We start from the raw sequence: 19125 nt of genomic DNA on the forward strand, positions 1-19125 counted from the left end.
CCATCTCCCAAGGATCGATTTCGAGCGATGAACAGCCTTTACGACGAATTCCGGGTGGCGCTGCACAGCGTCTGGACGCGCCGGTGGCTGGTCTTGGCAGTCGCATGGGGCATCTGCATCCTCGGCTGGCTGGCGATCGCCTCGATCCCCAACCGCTATGATTCGCGCGCGCGCCTGCTCGTCGACATCAACGAAATCCTGCCCGACGACGTCCAGAGCGGCGGCGGCGGTCCGCAGATCGACCAGATTCGCGAAACGCTGACCAGCGCGCGCAATATGGAAAAGGTCGCCGCGACCACCGGGCTGCTTCCCGCGGGCGCGGGCGAGCGCGACAAGGCCGGCGCGGTCGCGATGCTGCAAAAGAGCATCAAGGTCGTTCCGCAGCAGGACAATATCTTCGAACTGACCTCGAGCGTTGCGGTCGGCAGCCTGTCGGATGCCGACAATGCGAAGCTCGCGTCGGGGGTGCTCGACAGCCTGATCACCGTGTTTCGCGACGACCAGCTGCGCGGCGGCCGGATGAATGCGCGCGAAGGCTTGAAATTCCTCGACGCCCAGATCGCCGATCGCGAAAAGGCGCTGCGCGAGGTCGAGGCGCGCCGCGGCGCGTTCGAGGCGCAGAATATCGGCCTGATCCCGGGCGGCAGCGGCTCGCCGGCGCAGCGCGTCGAAGCCGCGCGCGCCGAACTTGGCCAGATCGATTCGCAGCTCGTGTCGGCGCAGGCGCAACTCGCCGCGGCGAACGGCCAGCTCTCCTCGACCCCCGCGACGATCAATATCCCCGGCATGGGCAGCGTCGGCGGCGGCGTCGCGCGGCAACAGCTCGCCGGGGCACAGAACGAACTGTCGTCGATGCGCGCGCGCGGGCTGACCGACGCGCACCCCGACGTCATCGCGCTCAAAAGCCAGATCGCGTCGCTGAAAGCCATGGCCGACCGCGAAGGCACGGGCGGCGGTGGCGGCAATTCACAGAATCCGGCCTATGCCTCGCTGTCGGCGATGCGCGCCGAGCGTCAGGCGACGGTCAGCGCGCTGTCGTCGCGCAAGGCGCAGCTGACCGGCGACATCGCCAGGATCACGTCACAGCAGATCCAGAATCCCGGCATCGCAGCCGAATATGACCGGATCAATGGCGAATATACGGCATTCAAGGCGCAATATGACAAGCTGCTCGGCCAGCGCGAACAGGTCCGCATGCGCGGCGAGGTTCAGACCGAAACCGACGCGATCAAGGTCGAATTGCTCGATCCGCCGTCGAAGCCGACCAGCCCTGCGGCGCCGAACCGCCCGCTGTTCCTGACGCTCGTATTGCTCGCCGGCATTGGCGGCGGGGTCGGTGTGGCCTTCGGCTTGGGTCAGGTGCGCACCAGCTACGCCACCGCCGCCAAGCTTGAACGCGCCAGCGGCCTGCCGGTGATCGGATCGATCACCGAAGTCGTGACGCCCGAACGCCATCTCGACCGGCGCAAAAAGCTCGTCTGGCTGATGGGTGGCGGTGGCGCCCTCGTCGGCCTCTATGCCTTGCTGCTGGTCGCTGAGTTTATCCAGCGCGGCATGGTTGCGTGACGGGGGACGATGACATGAACGACCAACGCAAAGTAAAGCGCCCGCCCTCGCTCCTCGAACGCGCCGCCGACATGTTCGGCCTCGATCCCGCCGCGAACGCGCCGACGATCGATGTATCGAGCCTGCCGCCCGAGCCCGAAAAAAAGGCGAAGAAGGCAAAGGCCGGGCCCGTCGCCGAAGCGGCGCAGCCCGAAATTCTCGATCCCGTCGTCGAAGCCGCACCCGCGGTCGAAGCCGCGCCTTCGCCGACGCCCAAGCCCTCGCCGCGCAAGGATGTCGTCAAGGCGGCGCCCGCGATCGTGCCGACGCGGCAGGGGACGATCGACCGGACACGCCTCGCGTCGCGCGGGATGATCGTTCCGGGCACCGCGGTCACGGGCATCTCCGAAGAATATCGCATTGTGAAGCGCGAACTGATCCGCAATTTCGGCGGCGCCGGTAACCGCCCGCTGCTGCCGCGCGGCCATCGCGTGCTGATCGCTTCGGCCAACCCGGGTGAGGGCAAGACCTTCTCGGCGGTCAACCTCGCGCTCAGCCTTGCGGTCGAGGCCGATCATGACGTGCTGCTGATCGACGCCGACATCGCAAAGCCGAGCGTGCTCGAAGCGCTCGGGCTCGACGACGGTCCCGGCCTGATGGACGCGCTAGCCGATCCGCACCTGCCGCTGGGCGATTGCCTGATCCAGACCGACATTCCGGGGCTGAAGGTCATGCCCGCGGGCACCGGCCATATGCACGACACCGAACTCCTCGCCTCGGCGCGGACCGAGGCGCTGCTTGCGCAACTCGAACAGGGCGCGCCGGGCCGCATCCTCATTATCGATTCGCCGCCGGTCCTCGCGGCATCGCCCGCGGCGGTGCTCGCCGGCCACGTCGGTCAGACGATCATGGTCGTGCGCGCCGATGAAACGCTCGAATCCGCGCTGCGCGACGCGATCGGCCTGATGGGCGCATGCCCGCATATCCAGTTGCTGCTCAACGGCGTGAAATATTCGCCGGGCGGCCGCCGTTTCGGCACCTATTACGGACAAGGAGGCGCGTGATGCGCACCATCACCACCATGCGTCATGTGGGGACGCTGGCGGCCCTGCTGCTCGCCGGAACCGCGACGGGCGCGCACGCCCAGTTTTCGGGCGATCCCGGCTCGGGCGAAGCGTCTTCGGCCGGCACATCGGCGCCCGAACGCGGCCGCGCGGAAAATCGCGCCGAACGGCGCCGCGCGCAGCGTCAGGTCGACGTCAGTCCCTATCTCGAGGTTGGTCAGGTGCTGACCGCCGATCTTAAAAATGGCGGCGACGTCCTCACCTACACGAATCTCGCGGTTGGCGTCGACGCGTCGATTGCCACGAACCGCGCCGAATTGTCGGGCACCTTGCGCTACGAACATCGTATCGGGTGGAACGGCGGGCTGGGCGATTCCGACACGATCAGCGGTCTCGCCCGCGGCCGGATCGAGGCCGCGCGCGGATTGAATCTCGAAGGCGGCGCGCTCGCGACCCGTTCGCGCGCCGACGGACGCGGCGCCGACAGCGGCCTGTTCATCGGCGATGCCAGCAACGCCGCGAACCTCTATTCGCTTTACGCGGGGCCGACCTTCGCCCGGCGGATCGGCGGGCTCGATGTCGGGGCAGGCTATCGCTTCGGCTACACCAAGGTCGACGTCGATCAGCCGCCCATCCTTGTCCCCGGCAGCCAGCCGCAGGATATTTTCGACAGCTCGACGAACCATGTCGCATGGGCCAGCGTCGGCGCGCGGCCGGGCGACCTGCCGTTCGGCTGGCAGGTTTCGGGCGGTTACGAGCGCGAGGATGCCAGCCAGCTCGACCAGCGGTATGAGGGCAAATATGCCCGCGCCGACGTGACGGTGCCGATCGGGCCGACGGTGGCGCTGCTCGGCGGCGTCGGTTACGAAGATATCGAAATCGGCCAGCGCAACCCCGTCGTCGACGTCAATGGCGTGCCGGTGCGCGATGCCAGCGGCCGGTTCATCACCGACAAATCGACCCCGCGCCAGCTGTCGTTCGACACCGACGGGCTGATCTGGGACGCCGGCGTGATGTGGCAGCCCAGCCGCCGCACCTCGCTGACCGCGCGTGTCGGCCGCCGCTATGGCGACACCATTTACACGGGCAGCTTCGCCTATCGCGCCGATCATGCGACATCGATCCAGGTCGGTGTCTATGACGGTTTGTCGAGCCTGGGTCGCGGCCTGTCGGGCGGTCTGGCGGCATTGCCGACACAGTTCGACCCGACACGCAACCCGATCGGCGGCGACGTCAATCCGTGCGTATTCGGCCAGCAGGGCGGTGGCTGCCTCAACAACCAGCTCGGCAGCGCGACCTCGGCGCAATATCGCAGCCGCGGCGTACAGGCGACGCTGTCGTCGCGCTTTGCCGGATGGAGCTATGGCGTCGGCCTCGGTTACGACCAGCGCAAGCTGCTCGCGCCTTTGCTGTCGCCGATCGCCAGCCTCAACGGCATCAAGGACGAGAATTATTATCTCTTCCTCTCGGCCGCGCGCCAGCTCGACGCCGATTCCGACCTCAGCCTGTCGGGCTATGTCAATTATTTCGACAATGGCGCGCCGGGGGCCAGCGACGTCCAGTCGGCCGGGCTTTCGGGCTCCTATTCGCGGCGCTTCTGGCGCGGCCTGACCGGGACCGCCGCCGCCAGCATCAACGCCTTCGACCAGGAAGGCTTCAACAGTCAGCTTATCGGTTCAGCTTTGGTGGGACTGCGTTACAACTTCTGACCAGGCAACGGGAATTTTTGCGATGTACGATCAGTTCTATGGTTTCACCGGGCGTCCCTTCCAGCTGACGCCAGACCCGCATTTCTATTTCGAAAGCGGCACGCACCGTAAAGCCATGTCCTACCTTGGCTATGGCCTTGCACAGGGCGAGGGGTTCATCGTCATCACCGGCGACGTCGGCGCGGGCAAGACGACGCTCGTCGGCCATCTGATGAACACGATCGACCCCAATCGCCTGACCGCGGTCAAGCTGGTGTCGACGCAGGTCGAAGGCGATGACCTTCTTCGCCTCGTCGCCGAGCAGTTCGGCATCGAGTGGGAAGGGCAGAGCAAGGCCGAGATGCTGCGCTCGATGGAGGAATATCTGCGCGAACAGGCGCGGGCCGGTCGCCGCACCCTGCTGATCGTCGACGAAGGCCAGAATCTCGCCATTTCGGCGCTCGAAGAACTGCGCATGCTGTCGAACTTCCAGCTCGGCGGCCATTCGCTGCTCCAGATCTTCCTGCTCGGTCAGCCCGAATTTCGCCAGACGCTTTTCCACTCGCCGACGCTCGAACAGCTGCGCCAGCGCGTGATCGCGACGCACCATCTCGATCCGATGGAGCCCGAAGAGGTCGAACCCTATATCCTCCACCGCCTCGGCAAGGTCGGCTGGACGGGCAACCCCAGCTTCAGCCCCGACGCGTTCGAAGAAATCTTCGATTACAGCGAAGGCGTGCCGCGCAAGCTCAACGTGCTGGTCAGCCGCCTGCTGCTTTACGGCGCGGTTGAACAGATGCACCGCATCACGGCGCAGAATGTGCGCTCGGTCGTCGCCGAGATCGAGGCCGATCGCGGCATCGACGCATCGACGCTGGCGCCGCTGCCGGTCGATCAGATCGTGGCCGCCGCCGCCCACGCGGTCGCGCTGGCCCCCGCGCCCTTCGCCGCACCGGCGCCCGCGAACGAGGCGCCGCTCGAATGGCCGCAGCGCGCGGCCGTGCCCGCTGCCGGCGGCCCGGCTCCCTTTGCCGCGCCCGCCGCACCGGCGCACGTGGTCACACTGACCCCGCCCGACGCCGACGACGATGTGCTCGATCTGTCACCCGCGGCGGTCGAAGCCCCGGCACCCGCTGCCCCGGCGGTCGATCCCGAACATCTCGCCGCACTCGAGGCGCAGATCGCGTCGCTCGAAACGCGCCTCGTCGAACAGGATGCTGCGCTGCGCCGCGTGCTCGACCTGTTGATCGAATGGGTCGAACGCGATCCGGAAAATGCGCCGAACCCGGCCACGTCGCGGACTTGGGCTGCCTGACATTTCAGCAGAAATCCGCTATCGGGCCGATGAAGGTGAGGAAAAATGCAGAACGGCCTGTCGGTCGATGTCGAGGACTGGTTCCAGGTCGGCGCCTTTGAGCGCACGATCGACCGCGCCGACTGGCCGACGCTCGAATGCCGGGTCGAGGCGAATTGCGATGCGGTGCTGCAGCTTTTCGACGCTGCGGGCGCAAAGGGCACTTTCTTCACCCTCGGCTGGGTCGCCGAACGCTATCCCGCGCTGATCAGGCGCATCGTTGCGGCGGGGCACGAACTCGCCAGCCACGGCTATGATCATCAGCGCGTGTTCAACATGACCGCCGAGAGCTTCGCCGCCGACCTTGAAAAGACGCAGGCGATCCTCGAGGATCTGGGCGGCGTCGCGATCCGCGGCTATCGCGCGCCCAGCTTCTCGGTCGATACGCGTACGCCCTGGGCACACGCGGTGCTCGCCGAACAGGGCTATGCCTATTCCAGCAGCGTCGCCCCCGTCGTCCACGATCATTATGGCTGGCCGCAAAGCCCGCGCCATGCATGGCGGCCGCTTGCCGACAGCGACCTTGTCGAATGGCCGGTCACGACCGCGCGTTTCGCGGGGCGCACCCTCGCGGCGGGCGGCGGCGGTTTCATGCGGATGCTGCCCTATGGCTTCACGCGCTGGGCGATCGCGCGGATGAACGCGGAGGGCCACCCGGCGATCCTCTATTTCCATCCGTGGGAAATCGATCCCGGCCAGCCGCGCGTCGCCGATGCGCCGATCAAATCGAAAATCCGCCATTACAGTGGCTTGTCGGCCATGGCTGGCAAGCTGACGAAACTGCTCGCCGACTTCGAATGGACCCGCGCCGACGCCTTGCTCCCCGCACAGCAGCAGCGCGCTTTGCCATGGCGCGCCGCAGCGTGAACGCGCCCGTGTCGATCGATCAAAGCTTCACCGCCGCCCCGCTGTCCGACACGGCGGCGTGGGACGCCTATGTCGCCGCGCATCCCGACGCGACGCCGTTCCACACGCGCGCATGGTGCGAGGCGATCACCAAAGCCACCGGCCACCGCTGCCATCTCGTTACCGCGCGCGACGCAACCGGCGCGCTGAACGGTCTCCTCCCGCTCCACCATGTCCGCTCGCCCTTGTTCGGTCAGGCGCTGGTCGCCAGCGGCTTTGCGGTGGATGGCGGCATCCTCGCCGACGATGCGGCCGTTGCCGCCACACTCGCGCAGGGCGCGGCGGACATGGCGCAATCGCTCGGCGTCCCGTCGGTCGAACTGCGCGGTGGACCGCAGCCTGCGGGCTGGCATGTCGATCAAGGCACCTACGCGGGCTTCGCGCGCGACCTTGCCGCCGACGACGATTCCGAACTCCTCGCCATCCCGCGCAAGCAACGCGCCGAGGTCCGCAAGGCGCTCGAAAGCGGCCTCACCGTAACCACCGGCCGCGGCGAAGCCGAGCGCGCCGACCATTATCGCACCTACGCGACCAGCGTCCGCAACCTCGGCACCCCGGTGTTCCCCAAGTCATTGTTTTCATGCGTACTTGACGCTTTCTGTGACGACGCCGACATCCTCAATGTGCGCAACGATAGAGAAGTTGTGGCCAGCGTCCTCAGCCTCTATTGGCGCGGCACCGTGATGCCCTATTGGGGCGGCGGCACGACCGATGCCCGCAAGCTGCGCGCCAACGAGCTGATGTATTTCGCCCTGATGCGCCACGCCCGCGCACGCGGCTGCACCCGCTTCGATTTCGGCCGCTCGAAGGTCGGAACCGGCCCCTTCGCCTACAAGAAAAACTGGGGCTTCGAACCGCAGCCGCTCGTCTATGCGCGCTGGCTCGCGCCCGGCGAAACCGCCCGCGACACCAATCCGAACAGCGCCAAATATCGGTTGCAAGTCGATCTTTGGAAAAAGCTGCCGCTCTGGGCGGCAAACCGGATCGGCCCGCTGATCGCTCGCGGATTGGGGTAATGGCCGAAATCCTGTTCCTTGTTCACCGCGCGCCCTGGCCCCCCGACCGCGGCGACCGAATCCGCAGCTGGCATATGTTCGAAGCGCTGGCGAAGCTGGCGCCGGTGCATGTCGCGGCGCTCGCCGACAATGAAGCCGATGCCGTCATAGCGCGCGAGAAGATGGCACCGCTTTGCAAGAGCCTGGCAATCGAGGTGCGTAACGTCTCGCGGCCGCTGGCGGTGATGCAGGCGGTCTTGCGCGGCGAACCAGCGTCGAACCGGCTGTTTCGCAATGCCGCGCTCGCGCATCACGTCGGCGGGCTGATCCGTCATGGAAACATCAGCCACATTGTCGCCTTCTCGGGTCAGATGGCGCAATATCTGCCGACCGGTTTCGACGGCCCGGTGCTGATGGATTTCGTCGATGTCGATTCCGCTAAATTCGCCATCTATGCCGAACAGGATAAGCGTCAGCCGATGCATTGGGTGCACGCGCGCGAGGCGCGCGTGCTTGGCGCCTATGAGGCCGATGTCGCGCGCTGCGTCGATGCCAGTCTGCTCGTCAGCGAAGCCGAAGCTGCCCTGTTCCGCAGCCAGAGCGGGCTGGGTGCCGACAAGGTGCGTGCGGTCGAAAACGGCATCGACACCGATCGCTTCGACCCGGCGCTGGAACTTGACGTCGTCGGGGCGGGCGAGGGACCGCTTGCGATCTTCACCGGCCAGATGGACTATCGCCCGAATGTGGACGCGGTGCGTTGGTTCGCTGTCGACATCCTGCCGCTGATCCGCGAGCGCCACCGCCAGGCACGCTTCGCGATCGTCGGCCGTGCGCCGACCGACGAGGTGCGCGCGCTGCAAAAGCTGCCCGGGGTGACGGTGACCGGCGAAGTGCCCGATGTGCGGCCGTGGCTCGCCGCAGCCAACGCGGTCGTAGCGCCGCTGCTGCTCGCGCGCGGCGTGCAAAACAAGCTGCTCGAGGCGATGGCGATGGCACGGCCGGTGGTCGCAAGCGGCGCGGCTGCCACCGGCATCGACGCCGTGCCGGGCGAGCATTTGCGGGTCGCCGATGATGCTGCGACGATGGCCGACGCACTCAGTTCGATTTTCGACGATCCGGACGCTGCCGCGACGATGGGCCGGGCGGCCCGTGCCCGGATGATCGCACGCTACGGCTGGGACGCCCGTCTCGCACCGCTGGGAGAAATGCTGGGACTGCCCGCATGACGCGATGGCAGCGTCATCTTGGTGCGCTTGCGCTTCTCTCTGTGGCCGTCTTCGCGATCTTCTGGCGGGAGGCGGCTGACGTCGCGGGTATCTGGTGGAACAGCTCCACCTTCACCCACTGCCTGCTGATCGTGCCGATGATCGGCTGGCTGGTGTCGCAGCGCGCAGCGCTGCTGCGTCCGCTGACACCGGTCTATTGGTGGCCCGCGCTGCTATGGATGACCGGCGCGGGGATGGTGTGGCTCGTCGGCGAGGCGGCGGGCGTGGGTTTGTTCCGGCAACTCGCGCTGGTGCTGATGCTACAGGGCGCGGTCGCCGCGACGCTCGGCGAAAAGCTTGTGCGGGCTTTGCTCTTTCCGCTTGGTTATGCGTTGTTACTGGTGCCGTTCGGTGAGGAACTGGTGCCGCTGCTTCAGACGCTCACCGCACATATCAGCATGGTCTTGCTTCATCTTTCGGGCATCCCGGCCGAGATGGAGGGGGTGTTCATCACAACACCCGCCGGTTTCTTTGAAGTTGCCGAAGCCTGCTCAGGGGTCAATTTCCTCATCGCGATGCTCGCATATTCGGTGTTCGCGGCGCATCTCTGTTTTCGCAGCTGGACCCGGCGGATCGTCTTCATCGGGCTCGCGCTGGCGACGACAATTCTCGCCAATGCGCTGCGCGCCTACGGCACGATCGTCGCCGCGGAAATATGGGGAATCGTAGCGGCGGGCGGGATCGATCATATCTTTTACGGCTGGTTCTTCTTCGCCGGGGTGATCCTGCTCGTCATGTTCGCGGCCCGCCGCTGGTTCGACCGGCCCGCGAATGATGCCGCGGTCGATGTGAGCAAGCTGGGCGGCGCGGTGCGCTTTACCGGCGCGGCAAAAGCGGTGCTGCCCGCCGCATTCGCAATCCCGCTCCTCTTCGCCGGCTGGGGCACGCTCGTAGGCGGGCGCAGTGCGCCGCTTCCCGACACGCTAACGATCGAGGCCCCGGCCGGATGGCGCGAAGCGCGCGCGGAAGGAACGGCGTGGACCCCGCGCTTCGATGGCGCCGATCGGCGGCTGTTGCGCCGCTTTGCCGATGACAAGGGACAGGTCGTGACCGTCGCGATCGGCGGCTACGAACGACAGGCCGAGGGCCGCGAAGTCGTCGCCTTTGGGCAGGGTGCAATCGATCCCGACAGCAAATGGGCGTGGAGCGCTTCGCTGCCTGCCGTCAAAGGCGCGAAGACCGAGCGCTTGCTGCATCCCGGGCCGGTGCTGCGCGACGCGGCCACCTGGTATGTCGTCGGCGGCACCGTCACGGGTGATCCACGACGCGCGAAACTCGCCGGGCTTCAGGCGCGGCTGCTCGGCGGCGACCCGCGCGCATTGTCGCTGATCCTGTCGAGCGAAGAGCGGCGAGGCGGACGCAATGCGATAGAGGATTTCGTTTCCGCGTCGGGCGGAGCCAAGGCAATGGCTGACCGCGCCCTCAAAACCCGCTAAGCGATCAGAATATGTGTGGGATCGCGGGCATCTATCATCTCGAAACGGCCAAGCCGGTGGACCCGGCGCGGTTGCGCGCGATGCTCCAGCCGATGCAGCACCGCGGCCCCGACGGTTCGGGCGAGTGGACCGCGCCCGGCGTCGGCCTCGGCCATCTCCGCCTCTCGATCATCGACATAGAGGGCAGCCCGCAACCGATGGCGAGCGACGACGAGATCGTCACGCTCACCTATAATGGCGAAATCTACAATTTCCGTGAGCTCCGCGCCGAGCTTGAGGATCGCGGCCACCGCTTCCGCACCAGCGGCGATACCGAAGTCATTATCGCGGCCTGGCGCCAGTGGGGCCCCGATTGCCTGTCGCGGCTCAATGGCATGTTCGCCTTTGCGCTCCACGACCACCAGCGCGGGTGCCTGTTCCTCGCGCGCGACCGGCTGGGCGTAAAGCCGCTTCACTTTGTCCGTCTGTCGGATGGATCGGTAGCGTTCGCATCGGAACTTAAGGGGCTGCTGCGCAATCCGCTCCTGCGGCAGGAAGCGAACCTCACCGCGATCGAGGATTTCCTCGCTTTCGGTTATGTCCCCGACGACAATTGCATCGTTGCGGGAGTCGAAAAACTACCTGCGGGCCATTTCCTCCTGCTCGAACGCGGCAAGCCTGTGCCCGCGCCGACGCGCTGGTGGGCACCCGATTTCTCGAAACGCATCCGCGCCAGCGAGGGCGAAGCGGCCGAGCATCTCATCCATCTGATGCGCGCCGCAGTGACCGACCGGATGGTCGCCGACGTGCCGCTCGGCGCTTTCCTGTCGGGCGGCGTCGACAGCAGCTCGGTCGTTGCCTTGATGGCCGAGGCAAGCGCAAAGGCGGTCAAGACCTGCACCATCGGTTTCGATCAGGCGGCGCTTGATGAGACGCAATATGCGCAGCAGATCGCCGAACGTTTTGCGACCGATCACCGCACCCGCACGGTGTCGTCGGGCGACTTCACGCTCGTCGACAGGATCGCCGATCACTTCGACGAACCCTTCGCCGACGCGAGCGCACTTCCGACCTATCGCGTGTGCGAACTCGCGCGCGAAGAGGTTACGGTTGCGTTGTCGGGCGATGGTGCCGACGAGGCATTTGCGGGATACCGCCGCCTCGTGTTCCAGCATCAGGAAGAAAAGCTACGCGGCCTGATCCCCGGCTTCCTGCGCCGCGGCGTGCTCGGCCCGCTGTCGCGTGTCTGGCCGCAGATGGATTGGGCGCCACGCCCGCTCCGCGCCCGGGCAACGCTCGCCAGCCTGTCGAAGAGCGGGGCGGAGGGTTATGCCGAGGCGGTCGGCGTGACCGGCGTCGCCCAGCGCTCGCGCCTGTTCAACGACGCGGCGCATCGCGCGCTCGGCGATCATGTTGCCGAGACGCGCTATTGGAAGGCAATGGCCGCCGCGCCCGCGCGCGAGCCGCTCGACCGCGCGCAATATGCCGACCTTCAGATCTGGCTGCCCGGCGACATCCTGACCAAGACCGACCGGATGAGCATGGCGGTGAGTCTGGAGGCGCGCGAGCCGCTGCTCGATTATCGTCTGATAGAGTTCGCCGCGAGCCTGCCCGCATCGATGCGCGTCAAGCGCGGAACCGGCAAGGCTATCATGAAGCAGGCGATGGAACGCTATCTGCCGCACGACATCCTGTACCGGCCGAAGATGGGGTTTGTTACGCCGGTATCGCACTGGTTCCGCGGCCCACTGGTCGAACAGGCAAAGGCGCTTGCGACCTCGTCGACGCTCGCACGATCGGGCTGGTTCGACATGGCCGAAATCGAACGCATCGTCGCGGCGCATCAGTCGGGGCGGCGCGACCATGGCCGGCTCATCTGGCAATTCTTCATGCTGGAGAAGTCGCTGGCGAAGCTGTTCGGTATCTAATCTACCCCCCGAATCGCCACGCGTTTTTAACGCTTGGCTGCTAGGCTCGCTCCCGATGACGGTCCATCCCGCCTTTTCCATCGACAGCGCCGTGATGCCTGTCGATGGCGCGCCGCTGACAGTGCGTGTTGTCGATCCGCTGGCTTTGTCGGACGAGCTTGCGGCGGCGTGGGACAGACTTGCCGACGAGGCCAGCGAGCCCAATCCGTTCGCCGAACGCTGGTGCCTGCAATCGGCGCTGCATCTGCTCGACCCCGAACGGCATGCCCGGCTGGTGCTCGTTCGCGACGGCCGCGACGGGCCGGTAATCGGCGTCATGCCGATTGCCCCCGCAAGGCATTACGGCCGCCTGCCGCTGCGTCACGTTACCGGCTGGACGCATCACAATCATTTCCACGGTGCGCCGCTGGTTCGCGCGGGCTTTGAAAGCCTGTTCTGGTCGATCCTTCTGGCATGGTGCGACGCCGCACCCTGGGCGCGCACATTGGTGCATGTGCCGCGCCTCACCGAGGGCGGCCCGCTCCACCGCGCGCTCACCGACGTCGCGCGGGCGCGTGGCGGCGAGGCGGAAGTCGTCCACCGCGAGGAGCGCGCCCTGCTGGAAAGCAGCCTGTCGCCGGAAGGCTATTGGGATTCCGCGGTGCGCGCAAAAAAGCGAAAGGAATTGCGGCGGCAGGCGAACCGGCTCGCCGAGCAGGGCGCCGTGATATTCCGCAGCTGGCAGCCGGGCGAGGAGGTCGTTTCGTGGATCGACGCGTTTCTCGACTTGGAAGCGCGCGGCTGGAAGGGCCGCGGTGCATCGGCGCTTGCGAGCCAAAGCGACACGCAAGCCTGGTTCCGTGCGATACTTCATGCGGCGGGCGATGCGGGCCGGCTCGACATGCGCTCGCTCGATCTGGACGACCGTCCGCTTGCGATGCTCGTCAATTTCCTCTGCCCGCCGGGCGGCTTTTCATTCAAGACCGCGTTCGACGAAGATTACGCCCGCTTCTCGCCCGGCGTCTTGCTGCAACAGGCGAACCTCGATCTGCTCGACGATCCGCAAATCATGTGGGTCGATAGCTGCGCCGCCCCCGGCCACCCGATGATTGACAGCGTCTGGCGCGAGCGCCGTGCACTGGTATGGGTCAATGTTCCGTTGTCGGCAGCCTCTGACCGCCTCCGCTTTGCCCTGTTGACCAAGACCGAACGGCTCTGGCGGCGCTGGAAGGGTGCTGCCGCGCCCGAAAATGAAATAGAAAGCCCGTCATGAGTGCGCATCAGACGATCACCCGCCCGGTATTTCCTGCCGAAACGCTCGAGCGCATGGCAGGACTTTATCCGCTGAAGGCGGGTTTGCTGCAACATCATCTGCCCGACCATCCCTTGCTGTCGCTCGAAGCACTGGCGCAGCTGGGCGAAAGCCTGCCCGCTAGCGAGGTCGAGTATAATCCGGGGGATGTGCCGATCGGCATCCTGCCCGAAGATATTCCATCGAACGGGCTGTCGATTGGCGAGACGATCCGCACGATCGACAGCAACGGCAGTTGGGCGGTGCTCAAGAATATCGAGAATGTCGATTCCTATCGCACGCTGCTGATGGACCTGCTTGGCGAACTGAAGCCCGTCGTCGAGCCGCGCACCGGTGCGATGCTGACGCCGCAGGGTTTCATCTTCATATCTTCGCCGGGCTCGATCACGCCGTTCCATTTCGATCCCGAGCATAATATCCTGCTGCAATTGCGGGGAACAAAGGTCATGAACGTCTGGCCGGCGGGCGACGAACGCTTTGCGCATCGCCACGAACATGAACGTTATCACACGGGCGGCCACCGCAATCTGCCTTGGGCAGAAACTTACAAGGATGATGCGCTGCAGGTGCCGCTTGCCCCGGGCGAAGCGGTGCTGATGCCGGTGATGGCGCCGCATTTCGTCGCCAATGGCGATGCTCCGTCGATCTCGCTCTCGATCACGTGGCGCAGCGAATGGAGCTATCGCGAATCCGAGGCGCACGCCGCCAATGCGGCGCTCCGCCGCATGGGGCTCGACCCCGCGATGCCGCCGCGCTGGCCGAGCTATGCCTGGGCAAAAACAATCGCTTGGCGGATCGCGCGCAGGATCAAACTCGTCTCCTGAAACGGCCTGTGACAGATTGCTTTCAATTGGCGCAATTTGCGGTTATGGGCCCGCATCCTTGAATTTTGATCCCATAGAGGACTGATGGCGAAAGAAGAACTTCTGGAAATGCGCGGCCAAGTGGTCGAACTGCTGCCCAACGCGATGTTTCGCGTCAAACTGGAAAATAACCACGAGATTCTGGGCCACACGGCCGGCAAGATGCGCAAGAACCGCATCCGCGTTCTCGTGGGCGACGAAGTGCTTGTCGAACTCACGCCCTATGACCTGACCAAGGGTCGGATCACCTATCGCTTCAAGTGAGCGGCGCGGCGAAATCTCCCGCGCTGGTTTTGGCTTCGACCTCGCCGCGCCGGCGCGAACTGCTGGCGCGGATTGGTTTTGTGCCGATGCGCATCGTCGCCCCGGAAATCGATGAGACACCGCTGAAGGCCGAACTGCCACGCGACTATGTTGCGCGGCTTGCGAAGGGCAAGGCGCTGGCGGTCGAGCGCGCGCCGGACGAGGTCGTACTGGCGGGCGACACGACCGTAGCGGTCGGACGCCGTATCCTTGAAAAGCCGGCAGACGAGGCCGATCTCCGCCGCATGCTCGGCCTCCTTTCGGGTCGGCGTCATCATGTCTATTCGGGCATCTGCGTCGTCGGAACGGACGGAAAGGCGCGCGTGCGCGTCGTCGATACGGTCGTCGCGTTCAAGGTGCTCACCGCCGCCGAGATCGACTGGTATATCGAATCGGGCGAAGGCATGGGCAAGGCGGGCGGCTATGCGATTCAGGGTCGCGCCGAGACCTTCGTCCGTTTCCTGTCGGGCAGCCATTCGAACGTCGTCGGTCTGCCGCTGTTCGAAACGCGCGCGCTGCTGACCAGCGCGGGCCTCGCGCTTGGCTGAGTGGCTTTACGAGGCCGGGATCGGCGAGGCGCGTGCGGCGCTGGTCGAGGATGGCGAAATCATCGAAGCGCGGATCGAACGTGACGGCGAAGGACCGCGTCTGGGCGCCGTCGTAGCGGCGAAACTCGTCGAGGCGGGGCGGAGTGGGAAGGGCGCGCTGGTCGTGCTCGATTGCCCCGGTCAGCCACAAGCGACGCTGGCCGATCTGCCATCTGCGACCTCGATCGGCACGCGGCTGACGGTTGAGGTAACCCGCATGGCACTACGTGAGCGCGGGCGTGACAAGCCGGCGCGGACACGGCTCGCGGATGCCGGCGCTGCCCTGACGGACGGACCCGATCTGCGCGCGCGCATTGCGGCGAGCGGCGCGCCTGTGATCGAACTGCGATCAACCGATGCCGACCGTCTTGAACAGGCGGGATGGTCCGAACTGATCGATTGCGTGCGCGCTGGCCATTGGACCTTCGACGGTGGCGCGCTCTGGGTCGATGCAACCCCTGCGATGGTCCTGATCGATATCGACGGCGAAGGCGATGCGCTGGCGCTCGCCACATCGGGCGCGCGGGCAGCAGCGGCGGTGATCCGCCGCTGCGATATCGGTGGGTCGATCGGGATCGATTTCCCATCCTTGCCCGATCGTGCGGGGCGGCAGGTTGTCGATGCGGCGGTCGATGCCGCGCTGCCGCAGCCGTTCGAGCGTACCGCGGTCAACGGATTCGGTCTGATGCAGATTATTCGCCGCCGCGCCCGTCCCTCGTTGATCGAGCAGGTTCGCCTCGATCCGATAGCGACCGATGCGGCCATGCTGCTTCGGCATGCCGAACGGGCCGCCGGCACGGGGACGTTGACCCTGACGGCGCGCCCCAGCGTGATCGATCATATCGCGGCGCACGCCGCTTGGGTCGACGCGCTGCAGAATCGAACCGGCCGGCCCGTTCGCCTGATGACCGACCCGACAATGAAAGGAGCAGGCCATGCCCAGTAAACCACCGCGCTGTCCTCTTTGCGGAAAGCCGCGTGAGCCCGAATTTAAGCCCTTTTGCAGCCGCGGCTGCCGCGACCGCGATCTTTTGACATGGTTCGGCGAAGGCTATCGCGTACCGGCCGATCAGGCACCCGACGGCACCGCCGACGATGATCGTTTCGACGAAGGCTGACCCCGAAATCAAGTGTCACAAAGCCTCTGGACAGGACACAAAGCCGTGCCTATAGCCGCCGCTCGCCAGCGCGGCCGTCCGGTCGCAGCGGCCGTGCCCGGGTAGCTCAGTTGGTAGAGCATGCGATTGAAAATCGCAGTGTCGGCGGTTCGACCCCGTCCCCGGGCACCACTTTCTTCTTCAGAACAGTCCGAAGCGCGGCACGTGGATTATTTTGTCTATTCGGACCGATATTCTAAAGCGAGAAGCGTCCTGAAAGGACGCAAAAGCGTGGATTTTCGCCTCTACCAATGGCTTGTCGTGCGTGTTACTGCCGCGCCATGAACAGGATCACGAACAAACTCAACCGGTTGTGGAAGGAACGCGCGCACGCCGCCGCGGCGCGCGCCGTGCTGGATACGCCGCCGGTCGTTCCAGCCGACGACGGGCTGATCCTGTTTTCGATGATCGGCACGCGGGTGCTGCTGCCCTATCTGGTTGCGGTCAAATCGCTGCACGCCCAGCTTGGCAAAGGGCGCGTTGTTATCCTCGATGATGGCACGCTAACCGACAACGACCGACAGATACTGGCGGCGCACCTTGGAAAACCGCACATTGTTTCGATCGCGGATATCGATACCGCCCCTTGTCCGCGCGGCCAGGTCTGGGAGCGGCTCCTCGCGCTTCTGGACATGCGCGCAAATGATTATGTGATCCAGCTCGATTCGGACACGGTAACGCTGGGCGACGTGCCGGAGATTGCCTCCGCGATCACGCAAAATCGCAGCTTCACACTGCGTGGCGATCCGGATTCCCAACTGTTGTCTTTTGCCGAAATGGCGGCGAAGTCCGATGACGACGAGTTTCTCCACAATCCCGAGGCGCATGTGCAAGGTGCGATCGAATGCGGTCTCGACCGGGTTGCGCTGCCGATGCTCACCAATCCGCTTTATGTGCGCGGGTGTGCAGGCTTTGCCGGGTTCGCACGTGGTGGCGATGGCCGCGCGCTCGCAGAGGCATTTTCGCGCGAGGCGGAACGGCTGCTCGGAGCCGAGCGCTGGGCGCGATGGGGCAGCGAACAGGTGACTTCGAACATCGTGATCGCCAACGAACCCGATCCGTTGCTGCTGCCTTACGATCATTATCTCAACTTCTGGGATGAAGGCGTCCCGGCCGACGCGCGCTTCGTCCATTTCATCGGCAGCTATCGCTTTAGCGGCACCGCCTATATCGACGCCACGCGCACGGCGATCGCGGCGCTCGGCCGAACCTAGACGCCAACCTCCGGATCAGTCGGCATTCGTCGACCGCGCACCAGTTCGATCAGGTCGCGTACGGTCTCGCGCGCGAATAGCGCGAGCCACAGGCAATAGATCGGCCCCCCCGTTGCGACGAGCACGACCAGCCGCAGCGGTTGCGGCAGCGCTGGCAGCATGCGGTCGACCAGCGTCACCGCCGCTGCCATGACCGCGGCGGCGACGATCGGCGGTGCGACCGCGCGCAACAGCTCGATCGCCCGAATGCCAACAACCGGCAAGCTGCGCACGGCAGCAAAGGCGAGCAGCAATGGATAGGCGATCAGCCATGCCCATGCGATCCCGATGATTCCCCACTGCGCGCTGACCAGAAACACGACCGGCATCAGCAGCGCGCCGGCCGCAGCATTGCCCGACGCGATACCCGGACGGCCGAGCGCGTCGGTGGCGGGACGAAGCAGCGTGAACAGGGTCCAGAACGGCATGGCGAGCGCCAGCGGTAACAGCAGCGGCACAATCTCCCGCCATTTGTCGCCGAGCAATGTGAGGACAAGCGGCTCCGCCACGGCGGCGAGGCCGAAGAAGAACGGCATGGCGGCGACCATGATGGCGCGCGTCGAGCGTGTGAAGCCGGCAGCAAGCGCCTGCCGGTCATTCTGCATCCGCGAATAGGCGGCGAAAGCCACTTCGTTAAGCGGCGGCACCACCTTGTTGTTGAAGATCTGCGTCAGCAACAGCGCGGTCGTATAGATACCGACCAGATGCGCATCGAACCAGCGGCCGGCGACCAATATGTCGGCCTGGCTCTGGACGAAGCCGAAAAACTGCCCGACCGCGATCAGCCCGCCATAGCGCGCGATCGAGCCCGCGCCGCGGAAATCGAAGCTGGGCCACAGCCAGGTGCGCGCGGCGATCGTCAAGCCCACGGCGCGCGTCGCGAACATGGCGATTGGCGCCCAGACCAGTGCCCACACGCCCCAGCCAGCGAGCGCGCCGCCGAGCGCGACGCCCGCTCCGATCAGCGCGGAGACCAGATTGACCTGCGCCTGACGCTGAAACTCCAGCGAACGCGCGAGCTGAGCATAGGCCAGCGCCGAGAAGGGAATGGTGAGATAGATCAGCGCCTGCACCCGCAGCAGATCGGCGACCATCGGCTGGCGATAATAGGCGGCCGCCAACGGCGCGCAGGCAATCTGGGCGACCGCGAGCGCGCCGTTGAGTAGCAGCAGCAGCCCGAAAATCTGCCTCAGCTCGTGCGTGGCGACTTCGTCGCGCTGGATTACGGCGCTGGCGAGGCCATAGCCGTTCAGCAGGTTGAAGAGCATCAACATCACTTGGGTGAGCGCAAACAGGCCATAATCTTCGGGCGTCAGGATGCGAATGACGAGGAAGGTGGAGCCCCAGGCGATGATTTGCCCGGCGATCTGCGACCCGGAGCGCCAGATTACGGCGCGGCGTATCCTTTGGCCAAAATCCGGCTCAGCCGCCGGATCGGGGGCGAGCGTCGTTTCGGGGAGGGTGGGGCGACCTGACATGCAGTGAGCCTAGCAACTATTCATTGGGAAAAC

General features: G+C 65.7%; 17 protein-coding genes and 1 tRNA gene. 17 read left to right on the top strand and 1 reads right to left on the bottom strand.

Annotated features, from left to right (window positions below; all coding sequences use genetic code 11):
• Positions 1-27: 27 nt before the first annotated feature.
• From AC3A43_RS00390 to AC3A43_RS00470, 17 genes are all read left to right on the top strand, one after another.
• Positions 28-1566 (top strand): XrtA system polysaccharide chain length determinant, encoded by a 1539-nt coding sequence (locus tag AC3A43_RS00390; RefSeq protein WP_487790573.1) that lies wholly within the window; start codon positions 28-30, stop codon positions 1564-1566.
• A gap of 14 nt (positions 1567-1580) precedes the next feature.
• Positions 1581-2609, top strand: a complete 1029-nt coding sequence (locus AC3A43_RS00395; protein WP_487790574.1) for a P-loop NTPase — start codon at positions 1581-1583, stop codon at positions 2607-2609.
• Positions 2609-4318: a hypothetical protein gene (locus tag AC3A43_RS00400; protein ID WP_487790575.1), complete on the top strand. Its 1710-nt coding sequence runs from the start codon at positions 2609-2611 to the stop codon at positions 4316-4318. The genes AC3A43_RS00395 and AC3A43_RS00400 overlap by 1 nt, the downstream gene beginning before the upstream one ends.
• A gap of 22 nt (positions 4319-4340) precedes the next feature.
• Entirely contained in the window at positions 4341-5612 is a 1272-nt protein-coding gene (locus AC3A43_RS00405; RefSeq protein ID WP_487790576.1) for an XrtA/PEP-CTERM system-associated ATPase, read from the top strand.
• Positions 5613-5657: 45 nt separating this feature from the next.
• Positions 5658-6518 carry an XrtA system polysaccharide deacetylase gene (locus tag AC3A43_RS00410; protein ID WP_487790577.1) on the top strand — a complete coding sequence of 287 codons (861 nt, stop codon included), beginning with the start codon at positions 5658-5660 and terminating at the stop codon, positions 6516-6518.
• Positions 6500-7573, top strand: a complete 1074-nt coding sequence (locus tag AC3A43_RS00415; RefSeq protein ID WP_487790578.1) for a FemAB family XrtA/PEP-CTERM system-associated protein — start codon at positions 6500-6502, stop codon at positions 7571-7573. Before AC3A43_RS00410 ends, AC3A43_RS00415 begins: the two co-directional genes overlap by 19 nt.
• A complete protein-coding gene (locus tag AC3A43_RS00420) occupies positions 7573-8778 on the top strand; it encodes a TIGR03087 family PEP-CTERM/XrtA system glycosyltransferase (RefSeq protein ID WP_487790579.1) in 1206 nt (401 codons plus the stop codon). The genes AC3A43_RS00415 and AC3A43_RS00420 overlap by 1 nt, the downstream gene beginning before the upstream one ends.
• Positions 8775-10253 (top strand): exosortase A, encoded by a 1479-nt coding sequence (gene xrtA / locus AC3A43_RS00425; protein WP_487790580.1) that lies wholly within the window; start codon positions 8775-8777, stop codon positions 10251-10253. Before AC3A43_RS00420 ends, xrtA begins: the two co-directional genes overlap by 4 nt.
• Before the next feature lie 11 nt (positions 10254-10264).
• Entirely contained in the window at positions 10265-12160 is a 1896-nt protein-coding gene (locus AC3A43_RS00430; RefSeq protein ID WP_487790581.1) for an XrtA/PEP-CTERM system amidotransferase, read from the top strand.
• A 55-nt stretch (positions 12161-12215) separates the two neighbouring features.
• Complete coding sequence (locus AC3A43_RS00435) at positions 12216-13412, top strand: GNAT family N-acetyltransferase (RefSeq protein ID WP_487790582.1); 1197 nt, start codon at positions 12216-12218, stop codon at positions 13410-13412.
• On the top strand, positions 13409-14275 hold the full coding sequence (locus tag AC3A43_RS00440) for a cupin-like domain-containing protein (protein WP_487790583.1): 867 nt from the start codon (positions 13409-13411) through the stop codon (positions 14273-14275). The genes AC3A43_RS00435 and AC3A43_RS00440 overlap by 4 nt, the downstream gene beginning before the upstream one ends.
• Before the next feature lie 84 nt (positions 14276-14359).
• The gene (gene infA / locus AC3A43_RS00445) at positions 14360-14578 is read left to right on the top strand and encodes a translation initiation factor IF-1 (RefSeq protein ID WP_120216844.1); all 219 of its coding nucleotides are present in this window, start codon (positions 14360-14362) and stop codon (positions 14576-14578) included.
• Positions 14575-15165 carry a Maf family protein gene (locus AC3A43_RS00450; protein ID WP_487790584.1) on the top strand — a complete coding sequence of 197 codons (591 nt, stop codon included), beginning with the start codon at positions 14575-14577 and terminating at the stop codon, positions 15163-15165. Before infA ends, AC3A43_RS00450 begins: the two co-directional genes overlap by 4 nt.
• On the top strand, positions 15158-16150 hold the full coding sequence (locus AC3A43_RS00455; RefSeq protein ID WP_487790585.1) for a ribonuclease E/G: 993 nt from the start codon (positions 15158-15160) through the stop codon (positions 16148-16150). The genes AC3A43_RS00450 and AC3A43_RS00455 overlap by 8 nt, the downstream gene beginning before the upstream one ends.
• Positions 16140-16322 (top strand): DNA gyrase inhibitor YacG, encoded by a 183-nt coding sequence (locus AC3A43_RS00460; RefSeq protein ID WP_487790586.1) that lies wholly within the window; start codon positions 16140-16142, stop codon positions 16320-16322. The genes AC3A43_RS00455 and AC3A43_RS00460 overlap by 11 nt, the downstream gene beginning before the upstream one ends.
• Positions 16323-16417: 95 nt before the next feature.
• Positions 16418-16493 (top strand) — tRNA-Phe (locus AC3A43_RS00465).
• A 149-nt stretch (positions 16494-16642) separates the two neighbouring features.
• Positions 16643-17575, top strand: coding sequence for a glycosyltransferase family protein (locus tag AC3A43_RS00470; protein WP_487790587.1), 933 nt, complete (start codon positions 16643-16645; stop codon positions 17573-17575).
• Here the strand turns inward: AC3A43_RS00470 and AC3A43_RS00475 are convergent.
• The gene (locus AC3A43_RS00475) at positions 17572-19092 is read right to left on the bottom strand and encodes a lipopolysaccharide biosynthesis protein (RefSeq protein WP_487790588.1); all 1521 of its coding nucleotides are present in this window, start codon (positions 19090-19092) and stop codon (positions 17572-17574) included. The genes AC3A43_RS00470 and AC3A43_RS00475 overlap by 4 nt on opposite strands.
• Positions 19093-19125 lie beyond the last annotated feature (33 nt).

It is taken from the genome of Sphingopyxis sp. Soil_C_28, assembly GCF_057657055.1.